Here is a 7,795-nt window from a genome sequence, read left to right as displayed (position 1 = left end):
GTCAGTCTGAACGTAGGAGGAGATAGCGGCACCCGAAACGCCGCGATGAGATGCAAGGGCAGAGATGAGTGATGATGATCGAACGGGACCGCTGCTGGGATACCCCGAGGTGCCGGAAGCGCGTCACAGCTCGATAGTCTGATTGGGACCTGGCATGCGGACTTCATCAGGGCCAGCGGTCAGACGTACCGCGCAAAAAGGCCGGACACATGACCGCAACCTGCAACGATCAAAATCAGCTCAAATCAACCCTTGCAAAAACGGAGCCGTCCACAAATAGACAGCACCAGAGTATGGGTATTCGAAGCGCAAGGTTGCAACGCGGAACGGGGCAAGTGCGTCATTCAACGCGACCATCAGCGGCACATGTCTGTTCGATCCCGATCCATGTCCCAGCACAAAAAGAGTGTCGGCATCAGCAGGACGATTCAGGATTGCTGGCAAAGATTGCCCAGACGGCGTTTTAAACGAAATTTCTTCAATCACGAGATTACCAGACCTGGGTCGTCGCAGCTTAGCCAGCCTTTCGAGATTTTAACAGGCGGATTCAACATCGCCGCTTTGGGCGCGTAGCCACCGCTCGTCATCAACTTGCACCGCTGCACTGTGGCCTGTCGAACCTGCCGATCGCTACGGTTGCAAAAACTCGGCGGCGTCAGATGGATTCAATGCGCGTGCCCCCGAAAATGTCCGCTGATACGTAGTAGTTTCGGCACATGGCCTCGGGAGAAAACCTGTGGCATTTTGCTTAAATGCAAGAACTGCACCGAACGATTAGATTGCTCTACTCCGGTCAAAGCCAGCGCGCCCGGCGGTTCCGCTATGGGCTGATCATTTTCGATGCTCTGACCATCGTATATTTTGTTGCAACCGCGGCGCTACCCATGACGCCGTTTACGATAGCACTGAACACCGGACTCGGACTGCTTATATTTCTGGACCTCGCGGCACGGCTCTGGATCTCCGAAAACCTGCGACGAGAACTGACGCGCATCTACACCTTGGCGGATCTGCTCGTCGTCCTGTCCCTGCTACTGGCACCGCTTATCGCCGAGAACTTCGGATTCCTCCGTGTGCTGCGGGGCCTGCGGCTGATCCACGCCTATCACCTGCTGCGTGACCTTCGGCGCGAGAGCCTGTTCTTCCGCCGCCACGAAGACGCTATCCTCGCCGCAGTCAACCTGTTCGTCTTCATCTTCGTGACCACGTCGTTCGTCTTCGTTCTGGCCTTCAATGAAGAGGCTAGCATCGCCGGTTATGTCGACGCTTTGTATTTCACCGTGGCGACGCTCACGACGACGGGCTTTGGCGACATAACCATGACGACAACCGGCGGGAAGCTGTTGTCGGTGTTCATAATGGTCGTCGGCGTGGCGCTTTTTGTTCAATTGGCGCGCGCCATTTTCCAGCCCTCCAAGATCAAATATAAATGCCCTGAATGCGGCCTGAACCGGCACGAACCGGATGCGATCCACTGCAAGCATTGTGGCGGGTCGCTGAAGATAGAGACGGAAGGCGACACTGGGACATGAACGCGCGCGCGTTTTCCAGCCTGTTCCTGCCAGCCGACCACGGTTCAAACGCCGCGCTGCGGCTTCCCTGAACCGGACCTTTCAGGATTGATGCCGCGTCGTTACGCGACCGATACAAAATTGCAGGCCCCCTGTCGCATTGCGAAGCGGTTCGTATCAACCGACGCTGATGACAGGGGCATCCGACGTTACCCGCACCCTCAGCGCGTTCGTGTTGCCCGGCCTCGGAGGTCAGCCACGACCTTTACAGTCGCCGCGAGGACCAGCACGCAAAGTGCGGCCTTTGATATCGTTTCCATCGTTCCGTCGATCAGCAGCGCATGCACGACGCTTCCCACCACGATCATTACCGCGAGGGCCGTGTGCACAAGACGCCAAACGGGCAGAGGCAGGCGTATACGTTGGCGAAGCGCGGCCAGCAGAGCGGAGGCAAAGATGGCCCACATTGTAATGGTGCCTCAGACGGAGAACGGTATTGGTGAAGCAAAAAACAACGCATCAATCACGTCTGGAGGACTGGTGATCCAAAGGGCCGCAACATGGATCACCACCGCCACAACCAAAACGCCGCCAACCCGGCGATGCACGCGCCGCCCGCGCTTGGCGAGGAGGCCCGGCAGGTATCCACCCACCAGTAATGGCTGAACGAGCAGAAGCGCCAAAGCGACAACCCCTGCAAGCCCGGCCGCTATGTAAGTTGGGTTGCGCCATGCGAGCAACGGGCTCGCCGTAGCCGCCAACATAGGAACCGCAACGACTGTCGCGAAAGTCGCCCAGACAACAATATTAAAGACCAAAGTCGTTTTTTTAAGACCCATTTCGGTCAGACTGGTTGAAGGACGAAGTCTGCATTGAGGCTGGTGTTACTTGCACTCTGCATGACGGGACGCAGGAAGACGATTTCGAAATCATAATCGTCATAAGCGAGGTGACCATGGGGTTGGCCGAACGCGGGGACGATCTGCGGCATCTCGAGACGAAACGCACCGTCAGCGCCGGTAAGCGTAGCACCGTGGCTCTGCGGGTCGCGCTCGTGCCCTTCGGTCGTATGCGCCCAGATCTGGATGCATTGGCCAGCAAGCGGAACTCCATCGCCCGCACGCCGCACCGTGCCCGTCATCCAGAAACCACCGCTGCCGATCCGATCCACGATCGGCGCATCAGGGCGGTAATTGTTGGACCCGCCCCGCATCGATTGCGTTGCGGCAAAGCCCTGGGCTTGGGCAGGAACGAGGAGGCTAGGGACCCCGGTGGCAAAGACTGCACCGGCGCTGGCAATGAGGGCGCGGCGGGTGGTGACACCGTCGGTCATATTACTTTCTCCGATATTGCGTGTCTCTACTGAGCGGATACAACGATCCGCTCACAACTTTGGTCCACTAAAAATTGTTACACTTTGGTCCACTAAAAATTGTTACACGTTGTAGCGCATTTCCAAGAAATTTCTAAACGGCGAAGGCACAGGGTCAGATTAACCATATCTACGGCTTCGTTAAGGTACAGCCGGAGCCAGCCGGACGGTGGCGACGAGCGCTTGTTGGCCGATGCTGTAAACCGCACAAACGGCAGCTTCAGACCTTTGCCGCATTTGTCATGCAGATGCGCCCCACGATTCGTCGGCATCATCGATCAACGGGCAGGTACGTCACCGGAAGCAAGCCAATGCCTCAATGGATCGCGCAACAATCGAGGCGAAGCGCCATTATCACAATCAAAGTATATAACAATCGTTGGTATCAAGCATAGGTTCAGTCCACGTGATGCCAGAATTCAGTTGAAGAAAAGTCGAGTTTGAGCATTAATGCCGATATTGAGAGTGCTTTTCGCACGAAATAGCGAGTAGGTGTTTTTTCGCAATTTTCTCAAATTCCATTAACCAAGTGGGCAGTTATTTTATTAGTAGTAGTATGTTATGAAGCAAAATTCGGAAGTTGATGAAGCCACTCTACTGCAAAGGGTTGCGGCCCAATGTGGTTCGATCGCGTCTAATCCAAAGGAATCACCGGTAGCGACTAAAAGAACATGGTCCCTCCCCGGTTTTGGTCCTGGTGCACGTGTAACAACCGCATTTGGCGACGTGCCGGTTGAAGCATTGCGCCGCCGCGACCCTATCAAGACAAGGGACGGTCGCTTTCTAGGTGTGCAGCACCTCGACATAGTCCGGCTTGACCGGCGCTATCTTCTAACGCATCCAGACGCTCAACCTATAGAGATCCAAAAGGATGGGTTGGCTCCGAAAATTCCAATCCGAACAATCTTGATGTCCGGGGCTCAGAAAATTTCACCACTTGGACGCTTCGATCAAGTGTCGGCCGAAATAGCAGCAGATTACGTCGAACTCGGCAGGGCAGAGCGCAAACTCCATGGATACTTCACTTACTATGTATTTCACTGCGGGGAGCGGTGTACCGTTAATATCGACGGTATTTGGATTGATCTGGACCATGACAGCATCAAAAAGAACTGAAGATTGACGTTGCGACCAGATTTGTGACGTACAGGAATGAAATAACTAGGCTCAGGACAGATAGCCAGCAGATCACGATTGCGGCGAGCGCGGTGGCCGACACGAATACGATTGGAGCCCTGTCGTAACGGGTTGCAACGCGTCTCCAGTCTTTCAAGCGTCCGAACATGATATGTTTCCGGTGGCGTTACTCGCCGAATTTGACGGGTTTGCCCCGTTATCTTCGCCCCCGGGTGCAGGGCGTTATCTCCTGCCGGTAAGGGCTTCGCTGAACCAGACCGCATCACTTCCCCCGGTCCACTCCCCGGTAGGGCAACATGCAGTGATTTACCCAGGTGGGATCGAGATGGTTCTTTTGCCGAGGGCCTCGACCGCAAACGCCGCCATGATCCGCGCGCCCCCCCACGTCGCTTGACCGGTTGTCGTATGTCTTGTGCGGACCGTACTCATTGGGCGCATCACGCAAGCGCAAGCCGTGGCGGCTGATGAAGATAATTCCGCTCAGAAGCCGCCTGTCATCCTCTTGGGATATTGCCTTTGCAATGCCCTGCCAGGCAATGAGCCCGCGGCACCCCATGGCTTCTAGGTAAATACGGCTGAAGCTGCGCTATCTGAGCTTCGCTCAGCCATTACAAATCGCTCATGGTCCGCCTCCCAGGTCCGGGAGCTTGAGTCAGGCGGCCTCCGTAAAGGCAACCAAATCAATGGATCCTGAGCCTGAATCGCTCGCTTGCGTAAGTAATGTGTTGCACGCATTCAAGTCGAGAAGAATAAATACTAGCTTAGGATAGCAAATAGATTTAGCCTTACTCAAGAATATCCAACCTCTTCAGAACTAACTCACCTCGGATTGGCAAAACTGTCGAGAGAAGAAATACAATTTTCTGCTGCTTATATTATCTATAGCCTGCCGTTCAGAGAACACGCTGAATTCCGTACATCGAGATCGATACTCAAATGTCTCACGAATGGAATGACCTCCCGTTCGCCCTCAAAAACGGATGATAAGTGATCACATTCAAACTAACGACTTCCAGCTCAAAGCGGAGTTTTGAACGCAATGAAACCGGGTATCGTATGAAGGCTCATTCAAGAGCCTATCCGTGCGAGCATAACCAGAACAATTCTCTCCTAACGTCGGATGCGTTGCCGACTGACCCAGAGATCTTGATTTCTCTTAATATATTGTTTTAATGTAATATTATAATTTTTGAGTTACGCACCTCAGAAATTTCTCGACTTGAGGTGCGTACCTCAGATAGCCTCTAAGCATGCCGCGATTCGTCGTCGGATAGGGCGGCAATCAAACGGGAGGATTGAATGTCATATTCGAAACTGGCAACGGCCAGCGCCATTGCAATTGCGGTCGCAGGCGTCGCGTCGACGGCGCAAGCCGAAGACCTTACGCTCTGCTGGGCTGCGTGGGATCCTGCGAACGCCCTGGTAGAGTTATCCAAGGATTTCGAGGCCCAATCCGGCCACACTATGAACTTTGAATTTGTGCCCTGGCCCAACTTTGCGGACCGGATGCTCAACGAGTTAAACTCGGGTGGAAAGCTATGCGATCTTCTAATCGGCGACAGCCAATGGATCGGTGGCGGCGCTGAGAACGGCCATTATGTCAAACTGAACGATTTCTTCGACGCCGAAGGTATTAGCATGGACGACTTTGTTCCTGCGACCGTCTACGCGTATTCCACTTGGCCGAAGGGCACGCCAAACTACTACGCACTGCCCGCTATGGCTGACGCAAACGGCTGGTTCTATCGCAAGGACTGGTTCGAGCGTGACGACATCAAGGACGCATTCAAGGCCGAAACTGGTCGCGATCTGACCGAGCCGGCGACCCAGAAGGAACTTCTGGAAATCGCGCAGTTCTTCCAGGAACGCGAAATCGACGGCCAGACCGTCTACGGTGCCTCGATCTTTACCGAGCGTGGCTCCGAAGGCATTACGATGGGTATCACCAGCGCCTTATATCCTTGGGGCTTCAAATACGAGAACACGCCCGGGACCTACGACATGGAAGGTGCCGTGAATTCGCCCGAGGCTGTTGAGGCTCTGGAGTTCTACAAGGAGTTCTACGAGACCGCGACGCCGCCGGGGTACACCAATTCCTACATGGGTGAATCGCTCGACGCGTTTAAGTCGGGTCAGGTCGCCATGGCCATGAACTGGTTCGCCTTCTTCCCCGGCCTCGCATCCGACCCGGATGTGGGCGATAAAATCGACTTCTTCGTCAATCCGCCGCAGAATCAGGCGGGCTCGACCCTCGGCGGTCAAGGGATTTCAGTTGTTTCGTATTCCGACAAACAGGATGCAGCGCTTGAATACATCAAGTGGTTCTCCGACCCTGCGGTTCAAGCCAAATGGTCCGAGCTTGGCGGTGCCTCTGCGCACAAGTCGGTCTTCGAGGATCCCGCCTATACCGAGCGTTTGATCTTTGGAGCCGACTTTGTGGAAGCCATGGATGCGGTGCAGGACTTCTGGCAGGAGCCAGCCTATGCTGAACTCCTTCTGGCCATGCAAAAGCGGATGCATGACTATGTCGTTGCCGACCAGGGTACGGCAAAGGAAGCTCTCGACAAGCTGATCGAGGATTGGACCGAGGTCTTCGAAGACGAAGGTAAGCTCTAATCTCCCTGACCGGACCGCAGCCCCGTGCTGCGGTCCGGCGAACACCTCGCGCCGGGGTCAACAGGTTCCGGCGCAACTTTCCAAGTCACAGGCCAAACCCATGTCTGACCGGACAATAGATCGCGTTGCATCGGCAACGCCCGCCCCAGTTGCGCGCAAAATCAAGGGGCTTTCCGACAGGGCCATTGCCTGGATCTTCGTCGCCCCCACCATTTTTCTGCTCTTGGCGATCAACATCTTTCCGTTGATCTGGACGATCCGCCTGAGCTTTACGAACTACCGCGCCAACCGGCTGAACCGCGAGCCCGAGTTCATCGGTCTGCGCAACTACGAGCGGATCCTGACCGACAGCGACATCTGGTTGAACATGCAGGCCACTGCACATTTCCTGGTCTGGACGATCTTCTTTCAGGTCCTGATCGGGTTCACTCTGGCTTGGCTGATCAACAAGAAGTTCAAAGGCAACGACCTCTGGACGACGATCATCGTACTTCCGATGATGCTGTCGCCGGCAGTTGTGGGCAACTTCTGGAAGTTCCTCTATCAACCCCAGATCGGCCTCTTTAACTACATCGTCAGCTTCTTCACCGGCAAAGACCCTTCCAGTTTCGAAATGCTCGGCAGCGTCGATCTGGCCCCATGGTCCATCGTGATCGTGGATACCTGGATGTGGACGCCTTTCGTGATGCTCATCTGTCTGGCCGGGCTCCGAAGTATCCCCGACTACATCTATGAAGCCGCCGAAGTGGACCGCGCCTCCAAGCTCCGACAGTTCTTCACAATCACCGTGCCGATGGTCCTGCCCTTCCTGATGCTGGCCGTCCTTTTCCGCGGGATCGAGAACTTCAAGATGTTCGACCTCGTGGTGCAGCTGACCGGCGGCGGACCCGGGTCCGTTACCGAATTGACCTCGATCAACCTCAAGCGAGAAGCGTTCGAGAAATGGCGGACGGGCTATGCATCGGCCTATGCGATCATCCTTTTCGTGACCGTCTTCGGCTTGGCCAGCATCTACGTCAAAGCTCTGAACAAAGTGAAGGAGCGTTGATCATGCAAGCGCCCCGCATCACCGTACCGCCCGATGGGCACCATTGGGCAAGTCCGCACCGCCCCCGTGGGCGAGGCCTCGGCACTTTGCACAAGTTTCGGGAACAAGACC

Annotated in this window: 8 protein-coding genes and 1 pseudogene; 4 read left to right on the top strand and 5 right to left on the bottom strand. The window is 55.3% G+C overall.

The genetic code is table 11. The features are described from left to right. Positions 1-240: 240 nt before the first annotated feature. The gene (locus BLV27_RS19060) at positions 241-486 is read right to left on the bottom strand and encodes a hypothetical protein (protein ID WP_139176593.1); all 246 of its coding nucleotides are present in this window, start codon (positions 484-486) and stop codon (positions 241-243) included. 266 nt (positions 487-752) lie between these two features. On the opposite strand from BLV27_RS19060, the gene BLV27_RS10235 reads away from it, so the two are divergent. Beyond that, positions 753-1,532 (top strand): potassium channel family protein, encoded by a 780-nt coding sequence (locus tag BLV27_RS10235; RefSeq protein ID WP_092645586.1) that lies wholly within the window; start codon positions 753-755, stop codon positions 1,530-1,532. Positions 1,533-1,732: 200 nt separating this feature from the next. Here BLV27_RS10235 and BLV27_RS20115 read toward each other — a convergent pair whose 3' ends face one another. Genes BLV27_RS20115 through BLV27_RS10225 form a run of 3 tightly spaced genes read right to left on the bottom strand, consistent with a single transcriptional unit; the run spans position 1,733 to position 2,844 of the window. After that, positions 1,733-1,978 carry a hypothetical protein gene (locus tag BLV27_RS20115; RefSeq protein ID WP_342024546.1) on the bottom strand — a complete coding sequence of 82 codons (246 nt, stop codon included), beginning with the start codon at positions 1,976-1,978 and terminating at the stop codon, positions 1,733-1,735. Between the two features lie 12 nt (positions 1,979-1,990). Continuing rightward, positions 1,991-2,350, bottom strand: coding sequence for a hypothetical protein (locus BLV27_RS20110; RefSeq protein ID WP_342024544.1), 360 nt, complete (start codon positions 2,348-2,350; stop codon positions 1,991-1,993). 5 nt (positions 2,351-2,355) lie between these two features. After that, positions 2,356-2,844 (bottom strand): peptidase associated/transthyretin-like domain-containing protein, encoded by a 489-nt coding sequence (locus tag BLV27_RS10225; RefSeq protein ID WP_092645584.1) that lies wholly within the window; start codon positions 2,842-2,844, stop codon positions 2,356-2,358. A 600-nt stretch (positions 2,845-3,444) separates the two neighbouring features. On the opposite strand from BLV27_RS10225, the gene BLV27_RS10220 reads away from it, so the two are divergent. Continuing rightward, positions 3,445-3,999, top strand: a complete 555-nt coding sequence (locus BLV27_RS10220; protein WP_092645581.1) for a Hint domain-containing protein — start codon at positions 3,445-3,447, stop codon at positions 3,997-3,999. A 61-nt stretch (positions 4,000-4,060) separates the two neighbouring features. On the opposite strand, the pseudogene BLV27_RS20205 reads toward BLV27_RS10220, so the two are convergent. Then, positions 4,061-4,625 (bottom strand): annotated as a pseudogene (locus tag BLV27_RS20205) (transposase family protein); the annotation flags it as partial. 694 nt (positions 4,626-5,319) lie between these two features. Here BLV27_RS20205 and BLV27_RS10210 point away from each other — a divergent pair. Both BLV27_RS10210 and BLV27_RS10205 read left to right on the top strand, forming a co-directional pair. Continuing rightward, entirely contained in the window at positions 5,320-6,636 is a 1,317-nt protein-coding gene (locus tag BLV27_RS10210; RefSeq protein ID WP_092645579.1) for an ABC transporter substrate-binding protein, read from the top strand. A 100-nt stretch (positions 6,637-6,736) separates the two neighbouring features. Next, complete coding sequence (locus BLV27_RS10205) at positions 6,737-7,684, top strand: carbohydrate ABC transporter permease (protein ID WP_092645577.1); 948 nt, start codon at positions 6,737-6,739, stop codon at positions 7,682-7,684. Positions 7,685-7,795 lie beyond the last annotated feature (111 nt).

The organism is Jannaschia faecimaris, assembly GCF_900107415.1.
Taxonomy (GTDB): Bacteria; Pseudomonadota; Alphaproteobacteria; order Rhodobacterales; family Rhodobacteraceae; genus Jannaschia; species Jannaschia faecimaris.
Note: the sequence above shows the minus strand (reverse complement) of the source record. Positions and strands in the feature narration are given on the sequence as shown.

Coding starts and splice junctions, on each gene's coding strand:
- BLV27_RS10235 (WP_092645586.1), top strand. CDS start 753: ATGCAAGAACTGCACCGAACGATTAGATTGCTCTACTCCGGTCAAAGC.
- BLV27_RS10210 (WP_092645579.1), top strand. CDS start 5,320: ATGTCATATTCGAAACTGGCAACGGCCAGCGCCATTGCAATTGCGGTC.
- BLV27_RS10205 (WP_092645577.1), top strand. CDS start 6,737: ATGTCTGACCGGACAATAGATCGCGTTGCATCGGCAACGCCCGCCCCA.
- BLV27_RS10220 (WP_092645581.1), top strand. CDS start 3,445: ATGAAGCAAAATTCGGAAGTTGATGAAGCCACTCTACTGCAAAGGGTT.
- BLV27_RS20115 (WP_342024546.1), bottom strand. CDS start 1,978: ATGTGGGCCATCTTTGCCTCCGCTCTGCTGGCCGCGCTTCGCCAACGT.
- BLV27_RS10225 (WP_092645584.1), bottom strand. CDS start 2,844: ATGACCGACGGTGTCACCACCCGCCGCGCCCTCATTGCCAGCGCCGGT.
- BLV27_RS20110 (WP_342024544.1), bottom strand. CDS start 2,350: ATGGGTCTTAAAAAAACGACTTTGGTCTTTAATATTGTTGTCTGGGCG.